This is a genomic window from Flavobacterium sp. MR2016-29, assembly GCF_015350695.1.
Taxonomy (GTDB): Bacteria; Bacteroidota; Bacteroidia; order Flavobacteriales; family Flavobacteriaceae; genus Flavobacterium.
This window is the reverse complement of the sequence record NZ_JADKPU010000001.1, coordinates 783,039-806,056: the sequence shown is the minus strand read 5'-3', so window position 1 is coordinate 806,056 and position 23,018 is coordinate 783,039. Positions and strand designations below refer to the sequence as shown.

Here is a 23,018-nt window from a genome sequence, read left to right as displayed (position 1 = left end):
ACTGATTGTCACTAATTCTTTGTCTTTAAATTATTGCACAAAATAATTCGTGATAATTCGTGTTATAATATTCTTACTCCATCCGGATTGATTTTTGAAACGTGAATTTCATACGGCAAATTCATATTTTCGTAAACTTCGCTCATGGCTTTTGCGATTTTATCTGCGGTTTCTTTTCCTCTACTTAAAGCAAAAATCGACGGACCAGAACCTGAAATTCCAGAACCTAAAGCGCCGTTTTCTAAAGCCGTTTGTTTGATTAGATCGAAACCCGGAATCAAAACGCTTCTTAATGGTTCAACGATTTCGTCATGAAGCGATCTTCCAATCAAATCGTAATCTTTTGTGTATAAACCTGCTATAAGTCCGCCCACATTTCCCCATTGCATAATAGCGCTTTTTAAGGAAACCGTTTGTTTTAAAACCGAACGCGCATCAGAGGTTTTTAACTCAATTTGCGGATGAACAACCGTTGCAAATAATTCTTCCGGACTGTCAATTCTGATAATATCAAGCGGCGCATAACTTCTTACTAAAGTAAAGCCACCCAAAAGGGCAGGAGCAACGTTGTCTGCATGCGCGTTGCCGCTGGCTAATTTCTCGCCCTGCATGGCAAATTGCACCAAATCTTTACGAGAATAGGGTCTGCCTAATAATTCATTAATTCCGAAAACCGCTCCGGCAGAACTTGCAGCGCTGCTTCCGATTCCGCTTCCGGCTTTGATGTTTTTATAGATTTCAATTTCGAATCCAAAATCCAGTTCGTCTAGAGTTTCAAGCATTGCCAAAGCCGCAACTCCAGAAACATTTTTCTCTGTTTCCAAAGGTAAATCGGCACCCACAATTTTTGTAATTCGAACCCCTTTTTGATCGACTTTTCGAACAATCATTTCATCGCCCGCATTGTCTAAGCAAAGTCCGAGTACGTCGAATCCGCACGAGAGGTTTGCGATAGTTGCTGGGCAAAATAGTTTTATTTCCATTTTTTGTTGTTTCAAGTTTCAGGTTTAAAGTTTAAGTTGCCAAACTTTGTGAGCTTAACCGCAAAGTTCGCAAGGTTTTTTCGCAAAGCACACAAGAAAAAACAAAGCTTTGCGAACCTTGCGTAATCTTTTGCGTGCTTTGCGGTTAAACTTTAAGCCTGAAACAAAAATTTATATATTACCTATTCTAATGACATCTGCAAAAATTCCTGATGCTGTAACCGCAGCTCCGGCTCCGGCTCCTTTGATCAATAAAGGCTGATCTACGTAACGATCGGTGTAGAAAAGAACGATATTGTCTTTTCCTTCCAAATTGTAGAAAGGATGATCTTTCGGGATAAATTGCAGGCCAACGCTTGCTTTTCCGTTTTCGAATTGTGCTACATATTTCAATCTTGATTCTTTGGCTAAGGCTTCTTCATATATTTTTTCAAAATGTGGAGCATGTTTGATTAACGAAGCAAAAAAGTCTTCATTATTTGTTGTTTCCAAACATTCTGCTGGTAAAAATGATTCGTTTGCAATAGCGTCAATATCCATTTCATAACCGCTTTCGCGAATCAAAATCAGGATTTTACGCGCCACGTCGATACCGCTTAAGTCAATTTTTGGGTCAGGTTCTGTGAAACCTTGAACTCCGGCTTCTTTTACCACATCGTGAAAAGAATTGTCTTTATCAAAATTGTTGAAAATGAAATTCAAACTTCCTGATAAAACCGCCTGAATTTTGTGTACTTTGTCGCCAGAAGCAATTAAGTTTTTTACAGTATCAATAATTGGCAATCCCGCACCAACATTCGTTTCAAACAAAAACGGAGCATTGTATTGTCGAGATAAACTTTTTAGTTTTTTATAATTGTCATAAGCAGATGAACAGGCAATTTTGTTGCAGGTTACAACCGCAATACTTTGTTTTAAGAATTTTTCGTACGTTTCAGAAACGCTTGCATTTGCTGTAATATCAACAAAAATACTGTTACGTAAATTCAGTTCTTTGGCACGGGCAATGAATTCAGTTTCAACAGCAGCGTCTGCTTTGTCTAAAATCGATTTCCAGTCTTTTAGTGAAATTCCATCTTCATCAAAAACCATTTTTCTTGAATTTGATAAAGCGATAACACGAACATTAATTTTTAAATTTTCTTTTAAAAACTTTCTTTGATTGTGAATTTGTTCGATGAATTTTTCTCCCACATTTCCAACGCCCATTACAAATAAATTCAGCTGTTTTGTGTTTTCTTCGAAGAAATTCTCATGCAAGGTATTCAACGCTTTTTTAACATCTCTTTTGTTTATAACAGTCGAAATATTACGTTCAGATGCACCTTGCGCAATCGCACGAATGTTTACGTTGTTTTTTCCTAAAGTGCTGAACATTCTTCCGCTTAAACCTTGGTGATTTTTCATGTTTTCACCAACCAAAGCGATAATGCAAAGGTCTTTTTCTACAATACAAGGATCGATTTTGTTTTGCAAAATCTCCACTTCAAAAGCTTTGTTGATTGCAGCTTCGGCAATATCAGCGTCAGAGTTTAAAATTCCGATACAAATAGAATGCTCAGAAGAAGCCTGAGTAATAAAAATTACGTTGATTTTTTCTTGAGACAATACTTCAAACAAACGTCTTGATGAACCTGCAACTCCAATCATTCCTGGACCTTCTAGCGTTACAAGTGAAATATTATCAATATGGCTGATTCCTTTTACCACTGTATCTTTTGATGATACTTGGCTAGAAATCAAAGTTCCTTCCGCTTCTGGTTCAAAAGTATTTTTGATCAGAATTGGAATGTTTTTTCTTAAAACGGGCTGAATTGTTGGCGGATATAACACTTTAGCACCAAAATGCGACAATTCCATCGCTTCTTGATAAGAGATATTCGCAATTGGCTGTGCTTGTTTTACGATTTTTGGGTTTGCAGTAAACATTCCGTTTACATCTGTCCAAATTTCTAATTGAGATGCATCAAGCGCTCCAGCAATAATAGCTGCAGTATAATCAGAGCCGCCACGGCCTAAAGTTGTTGTAATTCCGTCAAGTGTTAAGGCAATAAATCCTGGTAAAATATTGATTTTTGATTCATTTTCAGCAAAATATTCTTGAATCAATTGGTTCGAAATTTCAAAATTCACAACTGCTTTTCCAAAGTTGCTGTTGGTTTTAATCAATTCGCGGCTGTCTTTATAAACAGCACTTTTATCGATTTGCTGATACGCCTGTGCAATGATATAAGACGAAAGCAATTCGCCAAAACTTAAAATTGTATCTTCAGTTCTAGGAGATAATTCTCCTAATAAAAAACAGCCGTCTAATAAAGTTTCAAGATGATTAATGATTCTTTTTATGTGGCTTAATAAACTGCTTTGCTCGCTGACCGGAATAAGTTCTTTAAGAGTGTCAAGGTGTTTTTTCTCTATTTCGGCAACAATATCTCTAAAGCTTTCATCATTTGCTGCTGCTTTTGCCGCTGCAGATTGCAGTAAATCTGTTACTTTGCTTAGTGCTGAAACAACAACTGCTAAATTATCTTCTTTAGATTTTTGATTTATAATTTCGAGAACGAGTTTTATATTTTGAGCATTGGCAACCGAAGTTCCGCCAAATTTTAATACTTTCATTTTTGATATTTTTAATAAGGTGCAAAGATTTTAAGTAACAAACGTTCAAAGGTTATCTAGTATGAACTGAAACTGAAAACTGTGACTATTTTTTTGTTTTTTGTGAATGTTTTTCATGTATCCAATACCTTTCTTCTTTCAAGAAAAAAGAATAGATAACCCAGATTTATATGTAGAAATGTATACCCCTAAGGGGTAGTAGTTGTTGTAGTAGAAATAATTGCAACAGCAATTGCAACTCTAGTTTGAGTTGTCATTGTAGATTGATATTTTGCGCTGTTGCTATTCATTTTGATTTTTCAAAAGTACAGTTTTTTATAAAAGTTAAAAACCTTTATTTTCTTTTTGCGAATATTTTAATAATTCAATTTTGAATAAATTAATATTGAGTTTTCATCAGCTTTAAATCTGTTAAATTGATGTATTCGTATATTTAGAACTCTTTTTATTGAGATTGATGCAGGTTAATAAGCTGATTTTTAATAAAAGTATTACAGAAACAGTTCAGAAGTCTATTTAATTACTAGGAAATAGTTTTTTTGATTCTGTTGATTTAATCAATTTCTAAAAAAAAATAAAAATAGCCTATTAGGTATAATTAGTATTGTGAAATAAATAAAAGTGCGGAATTTGAATTTGCCAAATTTTAATTATTATGAACAAATGTTGCTTTTTAATATTGATTTGCTGAATTTTGATGCCTTAAAATAAAAATGACATGAGAGAAATCCATTATATAAGTACTGAAACCTTAAGTTTAGAAGCTTTACAAGAAATTATTGTCAATCAAAAGACACTTGAATTATCGGAAGAAGCGAAAGTAAATGTTCAGAAATGCCGTGATTATTTAGATAAAAAAATGGCCTCGCATTCTGAGCCTATTTACGGAATCAATACAGGATTTGGATCACTTTGTAATGTAAAAATCTCAAATGAAAATTTATCAAAACTTCAGGAAAACCTTGTAAAATCGCACGCGTGCGGAACAGGGGAAGAGGTTCCTGCAGAAATTGTAAAGTTGATGCTTTTGCTTAAAATTCAATCTTTAAGCTACGGGCATTCAGGAATTCAATTACAAACCTTAGATCGTTTGGTAGATTTTTATAACCATGATATCCTACCTATAATATATACGCAGGGTTCACTGGGAGCTTCAGGAGATTTAGCGCCGTTAGCACATTTATCTTTACCTTTATTAGGAGAAGGCGAAGTGCTTTTTGAAGGAAAAAAAAGGGCTTCTGCCGAAGTGTTAAAGCACTTTAACTGGGAGCCAATTGTATTACAGTCGAAGGAAGGTTTGGCTTTGTTAAACGGAACCCAGTTTATGAGTGCTTATGGAGCTCACATTTTATTAAAGGCTTACAAATATTCATATTTAGCTGATTTAATCGGAACAATTTCTCTTGAAGGTTTTGATGGAAGAATCGAGCCTTTCAACGAATTGATTCATTTTATTCGTCCTCATAAAGGGCAAATAATTACCGCACAGCGTATAAATGAGTTTTTAGAAGGAAGCGAAATTATAGAGCAGGAGAAAAAACACGTTCAGGATCCGTATTCTTTCCGTTGTATGCCACAGGTTCACGGCGCTTCAAAAGATGCGATTGATTACGTTCGAAAAGTGTTTAAAACTGAAATTAACTCTGTTACAGATAATCCAAATATATTTATAGAAGCCGATCAGATCATCTCCGGTGGAAATTTCCATGGCCAGCCTTTGGCATTAGCCTTAGACTTTATGGCAATTGCTTTAGCTGAATTAGGTAGTATTTCTGAAAGAAGAACCTATCAATTGATTTCAGGATTGCGAAATCTCCCTGCATTTTTAGTTGATAATCCAGGTTTGAATTCAGGATTTATGATTCCGCAATATACTGCGGCAAGTATTGCAAGTCAAAATAAGCAATTGGCAACGCCATCAAGTGTTGACAGTATTGTTTCTAGCAACGGTCAGGAAGATCATGTAAGTATGGGCGCAAACGGTGCAACAAAAGCATTGCGCGTAATGGATAATTTGGAGCGTATTTTAGCAATTGAATTAATGAACGCTTCGCAGGCTATTGCGTATAGAGAACCTTTAAAATCAAGCGATTTCATCGAAATGTTTTTAAGCAGTTACAGAGAAGTTGTGCCTCTTGTTAAGGAAGATAGAATCTTACATTATGATATTGAAAAGACCGTATCATTCTTGGACAGTTTCCAAATTGAAAACGATTTGTTAACAATGGCTTAACATTGCAAAGTATTAATGAAGTAATTTTGCACTATCAAAAATATAAAAATGTCAATAAACAGTATTTTCCAATTTTTAGTGCCGAAAGACAAGAAATTCTTTCCACTTTTTGAAGAGGCTTCAAGCAATTTAATTGAATTAGCTTCTAACTTACACGAAGCTGTAAATCTTCCATTAAAAGAAAGAGAAGTTCTTTTTCAAAAAATTGACGAATTAGAGCAAAAAGGAGAAGACATTACACGTCAAACCAATCTAGAATTGAGCAGAAACTTTATCACTCCATTTGATAGAGAGGATATTCATACCTTAATTACTTCTATTGATAACGTTGCAGATTACCTTCACGGTGCAGCGAGCAGAATGAGATTGTATCAAGTTGATAAGATTACAAAATCTATCAGAAAGATGACAGAAATCAACCTTGAAGCTTGTCAAAACATTGACAGTGCGGTAAAAGAGTTGAGCAACTTAAAAAATATGAACATTATTAAAGATGCTTGTGCTAGAATTAATAAATTAGAGAACAAGTCGGATAACGTTTATAATAAAGCAGTTTTTGAAATTTTTGAAAACGAAACAGACGCTAAAAATATTATTAAATATAAAGAAGTGTTATCTGTTTTAGAATCAGCAACAGACAAATGTAAGAGTGTTGCGAACATACTAGAATCTATTTCTGTAAAACATTCTTAATTCAATTTATTTCATTCTGAAGTTATAATTTTATGACGCTACTTATAATTATTATAGTATTAGCTTTAATTTTTGATTACATCAATGGTTTTCATGATGCGGCAAATGCTATAGCGACTGTTGTTGCTACAAAGGTTCTAACGCCTTTTCAGGCCGTTCTTTGGGCAGCATTTTTTAACTTTTTAGCTTATTGGGTTTTCGGATTTGGTGTTGCAGATACTGTTGCTAAGACAGCGCACACCATGGAGATTAACCTAGTAGTAATTCTAGCCGGTGTTATTGCAGCAATTTGTTGGAATTTATTGACTTGGTGGTTAGGAATTCCTTCAAGTTCATCTCATACCCTTATTGGTGGTTTTGCGGGAGCAGCGGTTGCTCACGCGATAGCCGTACACGGTTTCTCAGGTTATATTGGCGAAGATGGAGCTACACATTATTGGTACGAAATTGTAAGCTGGTATAAGGCAGGAAAAGATGGCGGAATGCCTTCCGGGGTTCTTATTATAATCGCTTTTATTGTTTTAGCGCCATTATTGGGTGCATTTGCTTCTTATTTAATTTCGATTTGGTTATTAAATGCTTCTCGTAAAAGTATTTGGCCTAAAATATTTACAGTCGCTTTAATGATTGCTACAGTTTGGCTGGTTAGCAGATTAATGGTGCCTTATGCAGAAATTGACAAACCTAGATTCGAATCACATTTTTGGAGCGTAGCTTTCGATCCGCATAATATTAAATGGTTTTTAGTTGCTTTTATTATCTTGACAGTAAGTGCTTTTTGTTTAATATTCAGCAGTTTGAATCTTCATCAGGCAGATGCTGCTTTGAAAAAAATGCAATTGCTATCTTCTGCAGCTTTTAGTTTAGGGCACGGAGGAAATGATTCACAAAAAGTAATGGGTATTATTGCAGCTGCTGTAGCTGTATTTATTCATACAAATCCAGGTGTTCATATGGATTCTTGGTTAGACGTTGTATTGCCAAATGATGACTTAGGAATAAAAGGAGTAATGCCAGGATGGATTCCGTTAGCCTGTTATTCTGCTATTGCTGCAGGAACTTTGAGCGGTGGTTGGAAAATTGTAAAAACAATGGGTTCTAAAATCACAAAAGTAACTTCATTTGAAGGTGTTGCTGCTGAAACTGCTGGTGCTTTAACACTTTATTTCACAGAACATTTAAAAATTCCAGTAAGTACTACACATACAATTACAGGTTCTATTATAGGGGTTGGATTAACAAAACGTGTTTCTGCAGTTCGCTGGGGAGTAACCGTAAGTTTAATCTGGGCGTGGATTTTAACGATTCCGATTTCAGCTATTTTGGCAGGATTGGTTTATTTTATACTAAGTGTATTTATTTAATAAAATGATTTTTGGGAAATGTGAGATGTAAATCACATTTTATATACATATTTTAAAGCCGATTTCAAATTGAAATCGGCTTTTTTATTATAGTTTTTTATGATTTTTATTCTTTCGAAAATAAAAATTCTTTTCCTCCTTGTTTTAAAATCATTTCTTTTTTACCAGCATTAAACTCTAGTACAACTCCGGCTGCATCAAATTTGAATATGTTAACAGCAGTCGCTTCTAAAGGAAAAGAAGGTTGTCCTGTAGCCTGTGCAATTAGTGTGTTGTCTTTTTTTGAAATGCTTATTTTTAATGGAATCTGCGAACTTCCGTATGTTCCAGAGTACAAATCCAAAGTTTCTGGAGTAACTGCAACATTGCTAAAAGTTGGCATGCTAAAAGGTTTACGGAAATAAGAACTCAAGGCGCATAATAAAATGTTGTTATTGTCGTAACCCATTCCGTTTGAAGTAATAGACAACGCTAATTTATCTTCAGGAAAATAACCCAAAATAGCCCTAAATCCGTCGATTGAGCCATTATGTCCGTAGCTTTTTCTTTCGAAATAAGGAAATTCTAAAATTCCCATCCCATATTTGCCTTTTATGGTTTTCATTTCATTAAGGTGTTCCATAGAAACAACTTTTCCGGCAAAAAGACTTTCGATAAAAAAGTTCAAATCTGTTGGATTAGAAACAATTGCTCCAGCTCCAAGCGGAATTGACATATCGGTTTCACTTTCTTTTTCCCATTTTCCGGCCAAAGTATAAGAGTAGGATTCGTTATTTTCAATGCTTATTTTCCCACCCAAATACGTGTTTTTCAATTTTAGAGGTTTAATAATCTTCTGATTTAAAATTTCAGCGTACGATTTCTTGTAAACATCTTCGAGAATAAACGATAATAAAACATAGTTAGAATTACTGTATTGACTTTTTGTGTCAGGTTCAAAAACAATTTCTCCTGCAGCAATTTTTTCTGTCATTTTAGCTCGTGATTGCGGCTGTGTATTCCATTTCAAGTAATCCGGATCATTTGTAAAATCATGAATCCCACTTCTATGATTTAATAAATTACTGATTGTAATAGTTTTGGCATTTTTTATTGTTGGAAAATACTTGTCGATAGTTTGATTCAAATTGATTTTGTTCTCTTCGACCGCTTTAAAAATAAGAGAAGCCGTAAATGTTTTAGAAATTGAACCAATTCTGTACTTCGTGTTTATGCTTGACTTTTTTGAAGTAGCAATATCATCAAATCCAATTGATCTGGAGTAGATTGTTTTTCCATTTTCAGAAATTGCAATACTCCCCATGTATTTGTTGTTTTTTTCTAAAAGAAGAAACAAACTATCCATTCTTTTGGCATTGAAAGTTTGAGCAAAAGCACTTGTAATAACAAGTGTAAATAAGCAGGTAATAATTTTTTTCATAATAGCGTTTTTTGATTGATTGATTTTTTGAGCTTTAGTAATAGCGTGATAAGAAAATAAAATAATACGATTGACAGTAACATTACCGGAATAAACCAATTGCCTAGGACTTCATAAGTTTGGCTTTTGATTTGATCTTCGGGATTGATGAGTCCCAATACGAAAACAGAAAAAGAGTCTTTTTTCATATACAGCCCAACAAGTGATGGATTGAAAATTTTAGCGAAAATCAGGAAAACAAAACCAAATAGAAAAAGATATAAAACAAAGAAAAAGATATACGAAATACCGTTTGTGAAGTTCAATATCAAAGCTTTAAACACATGAACAGGGTTAAAAGTTTTTGTCGCCTGTTCCAGTTTTTTATCTGCAACGAGTGGTTTTAAAACCTCTTCTGGCACGCCTAATTTTTCTATTATGTCTAAAAGGGCGTCAATTTCATTTGCTTCTTTTTTATACTGAATGGCTTCAAAAATATGACTGTTGAATTCCATATAAATGTCATCTTGATTGATTTTTGACAAAGAAGCTGTGGCTTTTTTGACGCGCTTCATGTAGTCTGAATAAATTCTTTGTGAAGCTTTTTGTTCGAATTTAATGTCTTCTATTTTCATTGAATGATTTTTTTGATTGATTTTTCTAGGTTTTCCCAATAGATATTCATCTCACTTAAAGTTTTTATCCCAGCGTCAGTTAATGAATAATATTTTCTTGGAATTCCAGTTTCCTGTTCTACCCATTTTGAATCTACCAATTCTTCTGTTTTTAACCGGTTCATTAACGGATAAAGTGTTCCTTCAGCAATTTCTATTTCGGTATGTTTTCTTATTTGTTCGATAAGTTCATAACCATAGTACTCATTATTTTTGAGTACGTTCAGAATAATAAAAGTCAATGTTCCTTTCTTTACCTGCGATTTCCAATTTGCTACAAATGTTTCGTTCATTCTGCTAATGTATAACAAAACACATAGTATAACAAAGTATATAGCTAAGTTTTTAATGTAAAATAATTAACTATTTGATTTTTAAGTAGTTATTTTTTTTTTTTTTTACTTTCTAAAATTCTTATGATTGTGCTTGCGCTTATAATGCGTTTGCTTTAATTGCTTTTTATCTTCTGAAATTACGCTTATAGTACCGTCAATTTCCAGCATACAAAGCTTTACATCGGTAAAATGCTCTAAACCATGTTCACGCATTGCTTCTTTAAGTTCATCGTTAGAAATGTCTAATTTGCTTAAGGCATCAAAATCTAATTTTCCGTCGTGAATTAAAATTTCTGGTTTGTCTAAAAGTAAATCGTTTAGGATTTTGTATTTATGGGTTAATTTTTTGATAACAAAATTAATCACAAATAAAACCAAAGCCGCAACCAAACCTCCCCATAAGCTAGTGTCTGGGCCAACCATCGCGTTTTGGACCGAATTACTAATTAATAAAATCAGAATAATGTCGGCAGTATTTAATTGCGAAAGTTCTTTTTTACCAAAGATTCGTAATGCAATTGTCATGAAAAAATAAACCGCGGCACTTCTTAAAACAATATCTAAATAAGGGAAAAGCATAATTTTTTATTCTAAAGTTAAAAAAAAACTTTGTCAAAGGTTTAAACTTTGACAAAGCTGCTAAAATAATTTTATGATATGAAGTTTAGATGAGTTTAAAATTTTTCTCAATCGCTTTAATCATTTCTCCTGCTACATCTTTATTCGTTGCGCCTTCAATTCCTTCAAGACCTGGAGAAGAGTTTACTTCTAATAATAACGGACCTTTTGAAGAGCGGATGATATCAACTCCGGCAACTTTTAAATCCATTGCCTTTGCTGCTTTTATGGCAATTTTTTTCTCTTCGGCAGTTACTTTAATTACCGATGCAGTTCCCCCAAGATGAATATTAGCTCTAAATTCGCCCGGCATTGCTTCACGCTGAATGGCTGCGACAACCTTTCCATCAATTACAAAACAACGGATATCTTTTCCATTTGCTTCTTTAATGAATTCTTGAACTAAAATATTGGCATTTAAACTTTTAAAAGCATTGATAACGCTTTCAGCAGCTTTTTTAGTTTCGGCTAAAACAACTCCTTTTCCTTGCGTTCCTTCCAATAACTTTACGATTAAAGGAGAACCTCCAACCATTTTAATTAAATTGTCAGTATCTAAAGGTGAATTGGCAAAACCAGTTGTTGGAATATCTATCCCGCTGTTTAAAAGCAATTGCAGTGAATATAATTTATCACGAGACTGTGTTATAGCTGTAGCTGAATTTAAAACAAATACCTTCAAAGCTTCAAATTGACGCGTTAAGGCACAGCCGTAAAAAGTAATGCTTGGTCGAATTCTCGGAATAATAGCATCAAACTGATTTAATATTTTTCCGCCTCTATAATGAATCTCTGGAGTTTTGGCATCGAGTTTCATGTAACATTCTTTAATATTCAAAAAATGCATTTCATGACCGCGCATTTCACCAGCTTCCATGATCCTTTTGTTACTGTATAATTCTGGATTACTCGCCAAAAGTCCGATTCGCAAACCAGAGGTTGCTTTTTCGGAATTTTGATATAATTCTTTTAAAGTTTCAGTAGACGGCTGTCCTAAAAGATATTTTTCTTCAGGATCCACTAAAACACGTCCGCTCATGGCTTCACGGCCTAAAAGCATGCGGAAACCCATTGAATCTCGGTTTGTTAAAGTCATTTCTATTGGCCATTTTACATCGCCAATTTTTAGGTTTGTCTGAATAACATATCGATGTTCTCTAAAACCACTTGAGCTTTTTACAATTCGTTTATCAACCAGCGGTGCTTCGCAATGAATGATAGTTTTGGTATTATTCTGAATTGGATTAATATCAAATTTCACCCAATTGGCATCATTTTTTATAAAAGGAGCTATGTTTATGGCGTGCATTGCCGAAGTTTTAGCACCTGAATCCACACGAGCTTTGATTGTAGGGATTCCTAGTTCTGGAAATGAGCACCATTCTTCACTGCCTAAAATGACTTTGTTTTGAAGCATACTTTGTTTTTATGTTATAGAATTGAAATTCAAAAATAGCTATTTGCTTTTACTAAAGATAGTAAATTACCTAAAAAAAATACCCGTTATGTTATGAAAACGTAACGGGTAAATTATTTTTGTTATAAATTTAAACTAATTTATTGATTAGTCGGTTCTTCTGCTTTGTGAATTTCTACTGAAAGTTCTTGAGAGTCATCTTTCAAATCCATTAAGATTTCATCACCTGAATGTATTTTAGAAGTAATGATTTCTTCAGCTAACAAATCTTCAACATACTTCTGAATTGCTCTTTTTAGAGGTCTTGCACCAAATTGTCTGTCGAAGCCTTTTTCAGCAATAAATGCTTTTGCTTTGTCTGTAAGATTCAGTTTGTAACCTAATTCAGCAATACGAGAGTATAGTTTTGCAAGTTCAATATCAATAATCAAATCAATATCTTCTTTTTCTAATGCGTTAAATACAATTACATCATCAATTCTGTTTAAGAATTCAGGAGCGAAGGTTTTTTTCAATGCATTTTCGATAATGCTTTTTGAGTTTTCATCGGCTTGAGCCACTTTTGCAGCAGTTCCAAATCCAACACCTTGTCCGAAATCTTTTAATTGGCGTGCACCAACGTTAGATGTCATGATAATGATAGTGTTTTTAAAGTCGATTTTACGGCCTAAACTATCTGTCAAATATCCATCATCTAAAACCTGAAGCATCATATTAAACACATCTGGATGCGCTTTTTCGATCTCATCTAAAAGAACAACACAATATGGTTTTCTACGAACTTTTTCAGTCAATTGTCCACCTTCTTCATAACCAACGTATCCTGGAGGCGCTCCAACTAAACGAGAGATCGCAAATTTCTCCATGTATTCGCTCATGTCAATACGAACTAATGCATCTTCAGAATCAAATAATTCTTTTGCTAATACTTTTGCTAGCTGTGTTTTACCAACACCAGTCTGACCTAAGAAAATAAACGAACCAATTGGTTTGTTCGGATCTTTAAGTCCGGCTCTGTTACGTTGAATAGAACGAGCAATTTTTAATACAGCATCATTTTGACCAATTACTTTATTCTGAATCAATTCAGGCAATTTGGCTAATTTATTGCTTTCTGTCTGTGCAATTCTGTTAACAGGAATTCCTGTCATCATCGAAACAACATCGGCTACATTATCTTCTGTAACTTCAATTCTGTTGTTTTTAGAATCTTCTTCCCATTGTTCTTGCGCAACAGCTAGATCTTTTTCGATACGTTTTTCATCATCGCGAAGTTTGGCTGCTTCTTCATATTTTTGTTTTTTAACAACCATATTTTTGTTTTCACGCACTTCTTCTAATTGACGTTCTAAATCTAAAATTTGTTTCGGAACATCAATATTCGTAATGTGTACGCGCGAACCAGCTTCGTCAAGAGCATCAATCGCTTTGTCTGGTAAAAAACGCTCAGACATATATCTGTTTGTTAATTTTACACAAGCTTCAATTGCTTCTTGAGTGTATGTTACGTTGTGGTGATCTTCGTATTTGTCTTTAATGTTGTTCAAAATAGCAATCGTTTCTTCAACAGAAGTTGGTTCTACAATTACTTTTTGGAAACGTCTTTCTAAAGCCCCATCTTTCTCAATATATTGTCTGTATTCATCAAGAGTTGTGGCTCCAATACATTGGATTTCGCCTCTTGCTAAAGCAGGTTTAAACATGTTTGAGGCATCAAGAGAACCTGTTGCGCCGCCAGCACCTACAATAGTGTGAATTTCATCAATAAAAAGAATGATATCATCATTTTTTTCAAGCTCGTTCATTACGGCTTTCATTCTTTCTTCAAATTGTCCTCTATATTTTGTTCCGGCAACTAAACTTGCCAGATCAAGAGTTACAACACGTTTATTGAAAAGAATACGTGATACTTTCTTTTGGATAATTCTAAGAGCAAGTCCCTCTGCAATAGCAGACTTACCAACTCCAGGCTCTCCAATTAAAAGTGGGTTGTTCTTTTTTCTACGGCTTAGAATTTGAGAAACACGTTCAATTTCTTTCTCTCTTCCTACAACCGGATCTAGTTTTCCTTCTTCTGCCATTTCTGTTAAATCTCTCCCAAAATTATCTAAAACCGGAGTCTTAGATTTTTTGTTTGACTTATTGGCTGGATTGTTGAAACTACTTTCTTTAAGACTGTCATCTTGTCCTGAATCGTCATTATACGATTCGTTTCTTGGCAAGTTTTCTAAGAATTCTTCTTCGTTTGGAGTCATATTTAAATATTGTTCTTTAGCTATGTCATAATCTATTTTTAGCTTATTCAATAGCTTGGTTGTTGGATCGTTTTCGTTTCGTAAGATGCATAAAAGCAAGTGTGCCGTGCTAATCGACGAGCTCTGAAATACTTTTGCCTCTAAAAAAGTGGTCTTCAAGGCTCTTTCCGCCTGACGCGTAAGATGAAGATTCTTCTTTTCGGCATTTACTTCAACGCTCTGGTTGGCTGGACTCAGTATTTCTACCTTCCTGCGTAAATGGTCTAAATCGACTGCTAGGTTATTAAGTATATGAATAGCTTTTCCGTTACCATCTCTTAAAATGCCTAGCATTAGATGTTCAGTACCAATAAAGTCGTGTCCTAAACGAAGGGCTTCTTCCTTACTGTATGTAATAACATCTTTTACTCTTGGTGAAAAATTATCATCCATAATATATAATTGGTATTGTAAATTTAGTGAATTACAGTTTGAAAAACAAAAACCGTACCCTTCGAGAACTCCTGTCAGCTAATTGACAAAAAAAATAACAATAAAAGCGTTAAAAAACGCTTAATTTATTAACTAAAAGTGGAAATAAAGTTGTTAATAAATCATTGAAATAAGTGTAAGTAAATAGCTGAAAAAATTTCAAAAAACCGTATCTTGGCACGCTTTGAAACTAATGTAATTATTAAAACATAACAACTTATGTCTGAAGGAGAAAAGTTAATTCCTATTAACATTGAAGATGAAATGAAATCAGCTTACATCGATTATTCGATGTCAGTAATTGTATCAAGAGCGCTTCCGGATGTTAGAGATGGCTTGAAACCAGTGCATCGAAGAGTTCTTTACGGAATGTATGACTTAGGAGTAACATCAAGATCTGCCCACAAAAAATCTGCGAGAATCGTAGGAGAGGTATTAGGTAAGTATCACCCGCACGGAGATACCTCTGTTTATGATGCAATGGTGCGTATGGCTCAAGAGTGGAGTATGCGATATTTATTAGTGGATGGTCAAGGTAACTTTGGATCTGTAGATGGCGACAGCCCTGCAGCAATGCGTTATACTGAGGCCAGAATGCGTAAGATATCAGAAGATATTATGGCAGATATCGAAAAAGAAACAGTTGATTTTCAATTGAACTTTGACGATACTTTATATGAGCCAAAAGTAATGCCAACTAGAGTTCCTACCTTATTGGTAAACGGTGCAACAGGTATTGCAGTTGGTATGGCAACTAATATGCCTCCACACAACTTAACAGAAGTTATCAATGGTACATTAGCATACCTTGATAATAACGATATTGAAATAGATGAATTAATAACACATATTAAAGCGCCAGATTTTCCAACTGGTGGTGTAATATATGGTTATGAAGGTGTTCGTGAAGCTTTTAAAACGGGTAGAGGGCGTATTGTAATGCGTGCAAAAGTTGGTTTCGAAGAAGTTGACGGAAGAGAATGTATTATTGTTACTGAGATTCCATATCAGGTTAACAAAGCCGAAATGATCAAACGTACGGCTGATTTAGTTAATGATAAAAAAATTGAAGGTATTGCCAATATTCGTGATGAGTCGGACAGAAACGGTATGCGTATCGTTTATATCTTGAAACGTGATGCTACGCCAAACGTAGTTTTGAATACCTTATATAAGTTTACTTCATTACAATCTTCTTTCAGTGTAAATAATATTGCATTGGTAAAAGGACGTCCTCAAATGTTGAATCTAAAAGATATGATTCACTATTTTATTGAGCACCGTCATGATGTTGTAGTTCGCAGAACGCAGTTTGAATTGCGTAAAGCTGAAGAAAGAGCACATATTTTAGAAGGTTTAATTATTGCTTCTGACAATATAGACGAAGTAATTGCTATCATCAGAGGTTCTAAAAATACAGAAGAAGCTCGTGAAAAATTGATCGAAAGATTTAATTTGTCAGATATTCAGGCTCGTGCTATTGTTGAGATGCGTTTACGTCAGTTAACAGGTCTGGAGCAAGATAAGCTAAGAGCTGAGTTCGAAGAATTAATGAAGTTAATTGAGCACTTAAAAGCTTTATTAGCAGATGTGAATCTAAGAACTGCTTTAATCAAAGAAGAATTGGAAGAAATTCGTGAGAAATATGGAGATGCCCGTCGTTCTCAAATTGAATATTCTGGTGGAGATGTAAGTATCGAAGATTTGATAGCTGATGAAAATGTAGTAATTACCATTTCACACGCTGGTTACATCAAACGTACCAACTTAACAGAATACAAAACACAGAATAGAGGAGGAGTTGGACAAAAAAGTGCAGGAACAAGAGATCAAGATTTTCTTGAGCATATGTTCGTTGCAACCAACCATCAATATATGATGTTCTTTACCCAGAAAGGAAAATGTTTCTGGATGCGTGTTTACGAAATTCCGGAAGGAAGTAAAACAGCAAAAGGAAGAGCAATTCAGAACTTGGTAAACATTGAAAGTGATGATAAAGTAAAAGCTTTCATTTGTACCCAAGACTTAAAAGACAAAGATTATATTAACAGTCATAATCTTGTAATGGTAACAAAACAAGGCCAGGTTAAGAAAACTTCTTTAGAGAAATATTCTAAACCTCGTGTAAACGGTGTTGCTGCTATTACTATTAAAGAAGGAGATGAGCTTTTAGAAGCAAAATTAACAGATGGAGAAAGCCAAATTATCTTAGCGGTTAAGTCTGGGAAATTGGTTCGTTTTGAAGAAACCAAAACTCGTCCGATGGGAAGAACAGCTTCTGGAGTTCGAGGAATTACCTTAAAAGATGATACTGATGAAGTAATTGGTATGGTTACTGTGGGTAAAAATGATGTTAACGATTCTCAAATTTTAGTTGTAACTGAAAATGGATACGGAAAACGTACCAAACTAGTTGATGAAGATGGAGAAGATGTTTACAGAATCACAAACCGTGGAGGTAAAGGAGTTAAAACGCTTAATATTACAGAGAAAACAGGAAAATTAATTTCAATTAACGCTGTAACAGATGCTGATGATTTAATGATCATTAATAAATCTGGATTAACAATTAGAATGGCTATTGAAGATTTACGTGTAATGGGTCGTGCAACACAAGGAGTTCGATTAATTAACTTAAAAGGTAAAGATTCTATTGCTGCTGTAACAAAAGTTATGAAAGATGATGTTGCAGAAGTTGTCGTTGACGAAGATGGAAATGTTATTGAATCTGCTATCGAAAGAGTTAAGCCAGATTTAGAAGTTCTTGAAGATGATGGAACTGCAGAAGATGATGAAGATGATGATTCTGAAGAAGAAGTAGAAGACGAAGACGATTCTGAAGAAGAATCAGAAGAATAATAACCACAGAAAATTAAAATTAAATACACAAATTGAATATTATGAAAAGTAAGTATGTAATACTAGCGTCAGCATTATTGATTTCGGTAGCTACTTTTGCTCAAAAAGATCAGATTAAAAATGCTGAAAAAGCTCTAAAAAGTGGAGATGCTCAGGGAGCAATTGCCATATTGAAAGATGCTGAAAACCTAATAGTAAATGCCAAAGATGTTGAACAGGCACAATACTATTTTGTAAAGGGTAACGCTTATTTAGATTTAGCAAACAAAAAAGTAGAAGAAAGTAAAAACTTATCTCTTGCTGCTGAAACCTATAAAACATTAATTGATGTTGAAAAAACATCTGGAAAACAAAAATACTCAACTCAAGCTGCAGCTTCAATTACTGAAATTAAAGGAAAATTGATTAATTCTGCAATTGCTGATACTCAGGCTAACAAACATTCTGAAGGAGCTAAAAAATTGTATGAGGCTTATGCATTAGACAAAAAAGATACAATCAATTTGTATTATGCAGCTTCTACGGCTGTTAATGCTCAAGATTACGATACTGCATTGCCAATGTATGAAGAGTTGAAAAAAATAAACTATTCTGGAAAAGGTACCAGTTATACGGCTGTAAATAAAATTTCAGGTAACGAAGATGGTTTTAATACTGCAAATGAAAGAGATTTGGCTGTTAAATTAGGAACACACGAAAAACCTAAAACTGAAGCTATTCCATCTAAAAGAGGAGAAATCTACAAAAACTTAGCGCTAATTTTAGTTCAAAAAGGAAAAATTGAAGAAGCTAAGAAAGCAATTGCTGATGCAAGAAAAACGAACCCAGAAGATACTTCTTTGCTTTTAACAGAAGCTAACTTGTATCTTGAAACTAAAGATTTTGATCAATACAAAAAATTAGTTGGAGAAGCTTTGCAAAAAGACCCAAACAATCCTGATTTGATCTTTAATCTTGGAGTTATCAGTGCAAATGCAAAGAACCCTGCAGATGCTGAAAAATACTACTTAAAAGCTATTGAAATTAAACCTGATTACACAAATGCTTATCTTAACCTTGCTGCGTTAAAATTAGAAGCTGAAAAACCAATCATTGACGAGATGAATAAATTGGGTACTTCTGCAAAAGATATGAAGCGTTACGATGAATTAAAAGCAAAAAGAGAAAATGTCTTTAAAGGTGTAATTCCTTACCTTAAAAAAGCAAATGAGTTAGATCCTAAAAATGAAGATGTAGCTAAAACATTGCTAGGTGTTTACAAAGCATTAGAAATGACTGCTGAAGCAAAAGCTTTAAAAGCGACAATGAACTAATATTCGTTATTAGTCTAAAAATAAAACCATCCCTTTTTTACGGGATGGTTTTTTTATGTTCAAAAATTACTTTACTAGCTAACTAGAGTTGCTGTAAGCGTAATAGTAGTATTTAAAAGTTTTGAAATCGGGCAGATTTCTTTTGCTTTAGCAGCAGTAGCAGCGAATTCTTCTTGTGAAATAGAAGGAACTTTTCCTTTTAGATCTAAATGAATTAAAGTAATTGATCCGTCTTCAAAAGTTACTGTCGCTTCTGTAGCTAAATCATCAGCGGTAAATCCGGCTTCATTCAATAAAAAGCTCAACTGCATTGTAAAACATCCTGAATGCGCTGCTGCAACAAGTTCTTCAGGATTTGTTCCAACTCCGTCTGCGAATCTCGTTTTAAATGATAGTTGTGCCTTATCTAAAGTAGTACTTTGTGTGCTTATTGTTCCTTTTCCCTCCATACCGGTTCCTTGCCAGTTGGCGTTTGCTTTTCTTGTAAATTTCATTTTTCTAGTTATTAGAATTAATAATTTATTTTTATTGATTGATTGATTGATTATCAATTGATATCATATTATCAAATATAATCAATATTTTTCAGAATAGTTTTATGAAATTTAATGGAGAATGTTAAGTTTAAGGCTTTATTAAATGAAATGGGATAAAAGCTTTGCTTGCTTTGCAGTTAGAAAAAGACCAGAAACAAAAAAGGTGCAATGAGTATTTCATTACACCTTTTGATAACTTATATAAACTCAAATATTATTCTTGATTTAAGTTTCTTAATTGTTTCAGTTTGTCTTTCCAAACTTCAAGACTTTCTTTATGAATAGCGATGTTTTTGCGGACTTCAAGAACAATTGAATTCTCTTTTTTTGCGTTTTTAGTATTCGTAAAAAACTGAATATTATTTTCTAACTGAAAAATTTCATTCTGAACTTCTTCAATTTTGCGCATTAGAAAAATCTTTTCATTATCTAATTTACGTGTATCATTGCTGTCAGATAAAGAATCAATTCGGTTAGAGAAACGCATCATTTCAGTTTCTTTCTTACTCAAACTTAATTTTTCAAAAAGAGCATCTAAAATTTTATTGAATTTTCCTTCTATATGACGTCTTGCAAAGGGTACTTTTCCATAACCTTTCCAGATTTCGATATGTTTTTTAATAGCGTCTAAGTCAGTCTTGTGATCTCCTGTTAATTGATAAGCTCTCAATACATCTAAATAAGCTTTTTTGTTGTCAAAAGCAGTAACTTCATCAACATTTTCTTCAGATTTATGCTCTTTTAATTTATCAAAATAATGGTTGCAGGCATCTTTAAATTCTTTCCAGATTTTATCTGAATATTTTTTAGGAACATGACCAATTTGTTTCCACTCCTCTTGAATTTGCTTCATAACTGGAGTAGTAGCGCCAAAGTCTGTGCTTTCCTGTAATTCTTTAGCTTTTGCAACCAAAGCCATTTTTTTGTTTAAGTTGTCGTTTTGATCTTTTTTAATGTCTTTGTAAAACGAGTTTTTAAACGAGTTGAAGTTTCTAACAGCCGTTTTAAAAGCAGCCCAAGTTTCTTCATTAACTTCAGAGGGCACTTTTCCGGCAGCAAAAAACTCATTTCTAAGTGCTTCTACTTTCTGAATTTGTACCAGCCATTGCGAATGAGACCCCACTTTTTCAGTTCCTAAAACCTCAATTGTAGCAATAATTCCTTTTTTAACTTCAAGATTTTGTTGCTCGTTTGCTCTTTGGCTTTCAAATAAAACCTCTCTTTTATCGTGAATTTTTTTAGTCAATTCACTAAATTTATTCCAGATAACATCGCGGTGTTCTTTAGAAACAGGCCCAATATCTTCTTTCCATATTCTGTGTAAATCCTGCAATTCGCGAAAAGCTTTACTGATGTCAGTTTCGTTTGCCAATTCTTCAACGCGAGCAATTATTTTTTGCTTTTGATCTAAGTTGTATTTAAAATCTAAATCTCTGGCTTCACGGTCTAAATGCAAATAATCATAAAAATTTTCTACGTGAAAATGATAATTATTCCAAACGTGGTTGTATTTGTCTTTTGGAATTGCACCTGCATTTTTCCATCTTTCTCTTAAATCATTAAAATGCTTAAGAGTATCTTTGATGTTTTCTTGGGGATTTATAAGTTCTTTTAATTCCTCAACTATAGCAAGTCGATTCTCTAAATTTGTTTTTAAATTGGATTGTAAATGTTTAAAATGAGCATTTCTTTTTTCTCTAAACACATTATAGTATTCATCGAATTTAGATTTTAGTGGAGAATGATATTCAAATTCTTCGTTAGGATCTTGCTTTGAAGCATTAAATTCTTCTTTTTTCTCTTCAATTAAATGATTATATTGTAGTAAGAACGACTTTTTGATTTCTTCAATATGATCTTTTACAGACATTACCTTGTCTGTATTAATCAGTTTTCTAAGTTCATCAACCAAGGCATCTAATGAAAAAGTATCATAATCCTGCATAGGAATATCATGGCGCTCTTTTAGCGTTTCATCTTCGCTTTCCTCAGCATTAGAATTTGTGATGGCATCGAGTGCAGTCTGATGATTATGTTCATCATTTTCAACAGTTTCTGATGTGTTTTCTAAGTCACTTTCAGTAGTAGAACCCACATTTTCAGCTGCTGCTTCAGAACGTAATGTTTCAGTTGCATCATCTTGAGTAGAATCGCTAATTTCGATTCCTAATTTTCCGTCTGCATCTTGCAGGTTATCATTCTTTTCTTCTAACATTTTAAATGTGTAAGGTTTTTATTTTAAACAGTGCGAAAGATAGTAAAGGTGTTTCTAAATACAAAATAAATCGTTTGTTTATACGCTATTTTACGATGAAATTCTTATTCTTTGCCCTAATTTGAGATTATCATATTGGTTTTTTTACTGTTTTTTTGAAGTAAATTTAAATTTTGAATTATTAAAAATTTTAGAAATATCGAAGCAAAACGTTATTTAAAATTGATTTATTTTTTAATTATTAATCAAAATAAAATAAAAACGCCAACTTCTAAACCATAATTATATGATTTTTCTCCTCCAAAAGCGACGCTGGGGATGAATGTATACCAGATTGTTTGGAGTTATCTTTCGGCCAAATTCTAAAAATGCATTATTTTGAAATCCGTCTAATGTATTGTTATATCTAAAGGCAACATCAGCTGCTAGCCAGTTTTTTCCAAAAAAATGTAAAAGCACATTTTCATAAGCAGTAGTGTTTACATCTGATCGATTTCTCGAACCTGCAATACTTCCTTGATATTCTAATGAAGAAAGCCATAAAAATTGTTTCTGCATAAAATACCTTCCATAAATAACAGCAGGAATAGCTACCCATTTTCCGGTCCCAAAACTAGGATCTACAGCTGAATTAGAATTTATTCTTAGCCGAAAAGCAATTCCATTACTTTTTTCTAAATACGGAATATAGCTTACGCCGGCTCCGACATCTCCAATTCCGGTTTTATTTACTGAATTTGAATTGGCTGAAATTAATGGAAGATCAAACCTGAAGTTCCAAGCACCATTACCAATAGGATGAAGAAATCGTAATTGTGTGGTATTGAAGAAGCCATTATCAGTATCCAGATACTCATTAAAAAGCAAAACTGTTTTTAGAAAGTAATTGTATCTTGGTTCTGAAAAAGGACTGTTTGATTTATCTTCTTGTCCTTTAGCAGAAAAAGTAATTAAAAAACTAAGGAATAAGAATAATTGAAATTTATTCATAACTACCTATAAATGAGTAGTCTAAATTACAAAAATTACTTTAA

General features: G+C 33.6%; 16 protein-coding genes. 5 read left to right on the top strand and 11 right to left on the bottom strand.

All coding sequences use genetic code 11. From position 1 onward, the window contains the following. Positions 1 to 62: 62 nt before the first annotated feature. Entirely contained in the window at positions 63 to 983 is a 921-nt protein-coding gene (locus tag IR010_RS03645; RefSeq protein ID WP_194566777.1) for a homoserine kinase, read from the bottom strand. Between the two features lie 171 nt (positions 984 to 1,154). Next, positions 1,155 to 3,602, bottom strand: coding sequence for a bifunctional aspartate kinase/homoserine dehydrogenase I (gene thrA, locus IR010_RS03640; protein ID WP_194601675.1), 2,448 nt, complete (start codon positions 3,600 to 3,602; stop codon positions 1,155 to 1,157). 718 nt (positions 3,603 to 4,320) lie between these two features. Between thrA and hutH the strand changes: the two genes are divergently transcribed. The 3 genes from hutH to IR010_RS03625 are packed head-to-tail and all read left to right on the top strand — an operon-like array spanning position 4,321 to position 7,892. Then, entirely contained in the window at positions 4,321 to 5,835 is a 1,515-nt protein-coding gene (gene hutH, locus IR010_RS03635; protein WP_029269363.1) for a histidine ammonia-lyase, read from the top strand. Positions 5,836 to 5,883: 48 nt separating this feature from the next. Then, complete coding sequence (locus IR010_RS03630; protein ID WP_134146523.1) at positions 5,884 to 6,528, top strand: DUF47 domain-containing protein; 645 nt, start codon at positions 5,884 to 5,886, stop codon at positions 6,526 to 6,528. A gap of 32 nt (positions 6,529 to 6,560) precedes the next feature. Beyond that, on the top strand, positions 6,561 to 7,892 hold the full coding sequence (locus IR010_RS03625; protein ID WP_029269367.1) for an inorganic phosphate transporter: 1,332 nt from the start codon (positions 6,561 to 6,563) through the stop codon (positions 7,890 to 7,892). A gap of 106 nt (positions 7,893 to 7,998) precedes the next feature. Here IR010_RS03625 and IR010_RS03620 read toward each other — a convergent pair whose 3' ends face one another. From IR010_RS03620 to IR010_RS03595, 6 genes are all read right to left on the bottom strand, one after another. Continuing rightward, positions 7,999 to 9,312, bottom strand: a complete 1,314-nt coding sequence (locus IR010_RS03620; protein ID WP_194601672.1) for a serine hydrolase domain-containing protein — start codon at positions 9,310 to 9,312, stop codon at positions 7,999 to 8,001. Further along, positions 9,309 to 9,926: a hypothetical protein gene (locus IR010_RS03615; protein WP_194566771.1), complete on the bottom strand. Its 618-nt coding sequence runs from the start codon at positions 9,924 to 9,926 to the stop codon at positions 9,309 to 9,311. Before IR010_RS03615 ends, IR010_RS03620 begins: the two co-directional genes overlap by 4 nt. Continuing rightward, positions 9,923 to 10,258 carry a PadR family transcriptional regulator gene (locus tag IR010_RS03610; RefSeq protein ID WP_029269381.1) on the bottom strand — a complete coding sequence of 112 codons (336 nt, stop codon included), beginning with the start codon at positions 10,256 to 10,258 and terminating at the stop codon, positions 9,923 to 9,925. The genes IR010_RS03615 and IR010_RS03610 overlap by 4 nt, the downstream gene beginning before the upstream one ends. Positions 10,259 to 10,363: 105 nt before the next feature. Next, positions 10,364 to 10,879 carry a DUF421 domain-containing protein gene (locus IR010_RS03605; protein ID WP_029269382.1) on the bottom strand — a complete coding sequence of 172 codons (516 nt, stop codon included), beginning with the start codon at positions 10,877 to 10,879 and terminating at the stop codon, positions 10,364 to 10,366. Between the two features lie 85 nt (positions 10,880 to 10,964). Next, positions 10,965 to 12,335, bottom strand: a complete 1,371-nt coding sequence (rimK, locus tag IR010_RS03600; RefSeq protein WP_029269384.1) for a 30S ribosomal protein S6--L-glutamate ligase — start codon at positions 12,333 to 12,335, stop codon at positions 10,965 to 10,967. Positions 12,336 to 12,475: 140 nt separating this feature from the next. Continuing rightward, positions 12,476 to 15,022, bottom strand: coding sequence for an ATP-dependent Clp protease ATP-binding subunit (locus tag IR010_RS03595; RefSeq protein WP_029269386.1), 2,547 nt, complete (start codon positions 15,020 to 15,022; stop codon positions 12,476 to 12,478). A 258-nt stretch (positions 15,023 to 15,280) separates the two neighbouring features. On the opposite strand from IR010_RS03595, the gene gyrA reads away from it, so the two are divergent. After that, the gene (gene gyrA / locus IR010_RS03590; protein ID WP_029269388.1) at positions 15,281 to 17,920 is read left to right on the top strand and encodes a DNA gyrase subunit A; all 2,640 of its coding nucleotides are present in this window, start codon (positions 15,281 to 15,283) and stop codon (positions 17,918 to 17,920) included. Positions 17,921 to 17,961: 41 nt separating this feature from the next. Then, complete coding sequence (locus IR010_RS03585; protein WP_194601670.1) at positions 17,962 to 19,233, top strand: tetratricopeptide repeat protein; 1,272 nt, start codon at positions 17,962 to 17,964, stop codon at positions 19,231 to 19,233. Positions 19,234 to 19,307: 74 nt separating this feature from the next. On the opposite strand, the gene IR010_RS03580 is transcribed toward IR010_RS03585, so the two are convergent. The 3 genes from IR010_RS03580 to IR010_RS03570 all read right to left on the bottom strand — a co-directional run bounded on the left by IR010_RS03580 (position 19,308) and on the right by IR010_RS03570 (position 22,974). Then, complete coding sequence (locus tag IR010_RS03580; protein ID WP_029269391.1) at positions 19,308 to 19,727, bottom strand: OsmC family protein; 420 nt, start codon at positions 19,725 to 19,727, stop codon at positions 19,308 to 19,310. A gap of 256 nt (positions 19,728 to 19,983) precedes the next feature. Next, positions 19,984 to 21,984 carry a DUF349 domain-containing protein gene (locus tag IR010_RS03575; RefSeq protein ID WP_194566767.1) on the bottom strand — a complete coding sequence of 667 codons (2,001 nt, stop codon included), beginning with the start codon at positions 21,982 to 21,984 and terminating at the stop codon, positions 19,984 to 19,986. 282 nt (positions 21,985 to 22,266) lie between these two features. Beyond that, positions 22,267 to 22,974, bottom strand: coding sequence for a lipid A phosphoethanolamine transferase (locus IR010_RS03570; protein ID WP_228515076.1), 708 nt, complete (start codon positions 22,972 to 22,974; stop codon positions 22,267 to 22,269). Between the last annotated feature and the right edge of the window lie 44 nt (positions 22,975 to 23,018).

Bases quoted from the DNA above. Each gene is read 5' to 3' on its own strand.
- IR010_RS03645 (WP_194566777.1), bottom strand. From the start codon at position 983: ATGGAAATAAAACTATTTTGCCCAGCAACTATCGCAAACCTCTCGTGC.
- thrA (WP_194601675.1), bottom strand. From the start codon at position 3,602: ATGAAAGTATTAAAATTTGGCGGAACTTCGGTTGCCAATGCTCAAAAT.
- hutH (WP_029269363.1), top strand. From the start codon at position 4,321: ATGAGAGAAATCCATTATATAAGTACTGAAACCTTAAGTTTAGAAGCT.
- IR010_RS03630 (WP_134146523.1), top strand. From the start codon at position 5,884: ATGTCAATAAACAGTATTTTCCAATTTTTAGTGCCGAAAGACAAGAAA.
- IR010_RS03625 (WP_029269367.1), top strand. From the start codon at position 6,561: ATGACGCTACTTATAATTATTATAGTATTAGCTTTAATTTTTGATTAC.
- IR010_RS03620 (WP_194601672.1), bottom strand. From the start codon at position 9,312: ATGAAAAAAATTATTACCTGCTTATTTACACTTGTTATTACAAGTGCT.
- IR010_RS03615 (WP_194566771.1), bottom strand. From the start codon at position 9,926: ATGAAAATAGAAGACATTAAATTCGAACAAAAAGCTTCACAAAGAATT.
- IR010_RS03610 (WP_029269381.1), bottom strand. From the start codon at position 10,258: ATGAACGAAACATTTGTAGCAAATTGGAAATCGCAGGTAAAGAAAGGA.
- IR010_RS03605 (WP_029269382.1), bottom strand. From the start codon at position 10,879: ATGCTTTTCCCTTATTTAGATATTGTTTTAAGAAGTGCCGCGGTTTAT.
- rimK (WP_029269384.1), bottom strand. From the start codon at position 12,335: ATGCTTCAAAACAAAGTCATTTTAGGCAGTGAAGAATGGTGCTCATTT.
- IR010_RS03595 (WP_029269386.1), bottom strand. From the start codon at position 15,022: ATGGATGATAATTTTTCACCAAGAGTAAAAGATGTTATTACATACAGT.
- gyrA (WP_029269388.1), top strand. From the start codon at position 15,281: ATGTCTGAAGGAGAAAAGTTAATTCCTATTAACATTGAAGATGAAATG.
- IR010_RS03585 (WP_194601670.1), top strand. From the start codon at position 17,962: ATGAAAAGTAAGTATGTAATACTAGCGTCAGCATTATTGATTTCGGTA.
- IR010_RS03580 (WP_029269391.1), bottom strand. From the start codon at position 19,727: ATGAAATTTACAAGAAAAGCAAACGCCAACTGGCAAGGAACCGGTATG.
- IR010_RS03575 (WP_194566767.1), bottom strand. From the start codon at position 21,984: ATGTTAGAAGAAAAGAATGATAACCTGCAAGATGCAGACGGAAAATTA.
- IR010_RS03570 (WP_228515076.1), bottom strand. From the start codon at position 22,974: ATGAATAAATTTCAATTATTCTTATTCCTTAGTTTTTTAATTACTTTT.